Here is a 1,055-nt window from a genome sequence, read left to right on the forward strand (position 1 = left end):
GTTAAAAAGTACCTTCACTTCGCGGGTGGCACTAATCCGGGGGGGCCGTAAAACGCCAAAAACACGCCACATGTGGCACGCGTCACAGCATTGTTACGCTTCCGGGTCAAGCCGCGAGACGGCGGCGTCGATCCTTTCGTCGCTGGCGGTCAGCGCCACCCGGATGAACCCGTTGCCGGCGTCGCCGTAGAAGACCCCGGGGCCAACGACGATTCCGCGGTCCGCGAGCCGGCCCACGGTGTCCCACGTCGCCTCGCCGGCGGTGGCCCATAGATAAAGGCCCGCCCTCGATTCATGGATTGTCAGGCCGAAACCTTTGAGCGCGGGCACGATCCGTTCCCGACGGCCCCGGTACAGGTCCTTCTGGGCCTGGACGTGGGCGTCGTCGCCGAGGGCCACGCGCATGGCTTCCTGGACCGGATAGGGCACAATCATCCCGGCGTGCTTGCGGCTGTTGACCAGGTTCGCCATGATCACCGGATCGCCGGCGACAAATGCCGCGCGGTAACCGGCCACGTTGGACTGTTTGCTCAGCGAATAGACGGCGAGCAGGCCATCGTGGGAGCCTTCTGCGACCTGCGGATCCAGGACGCTCGGGACCGGGGCGCCGCCACGTTCGAGGTCCCACTCCCCCCAGCCGAGTTCGGCGTAGCATTCATCGGACGCGACGACGGCGCCGAGCTCGCGGGCCTGCCGGACGATCCGCCGCAGCGACGCGATGTCCCGGACGCTGCCGGTGGGGTTGGCCGGCGAATTGACCCAGACCAGGCGCACGCGGGCCCGGGTGCCGGCGTCGAGCTCGTCAAGGTCGTCCGCGGCGACCTGCTCCGCACCGGCGAAGGTGGCCCCGATGTCATAGGTGGGGTACGCAACCGTGGGCCGGACGACGACGTCGCCCGGCTTCAGGCCGAGCAGGAACGGCAGCCACGCGACGAGTTCCTTGGAACCCACCGTTGGCATCACATTCTGCGGGTCGAGCCCGGGGACGCCGCGCCGGCGCGCAAACCAGCCGGCGATGGCTTCCCGCAGGGCCGGCGTCCCGTGCACCGTGGGAT

General features: G+C 68.6%; 1 protein-coding gene. It reads right to left on the reverse strand.

Annotation, left to right across the window (positions count from 1 at the left end):
• Positions 1-93: 93 nt before the first annotated feature.
• Positions 94-1,055, reverse strand: a 962-nt coding sequence (dapC, locus tag LQV45_RS35125) for a succinyldiaminopimelate transaminase (protein ID WP_230012643.1), incomplete at its 5' end; no start/stop codon positions are given.

It is taken from the genome of Microbacterium sp. Bi128 (assembly GCF_918698205.1).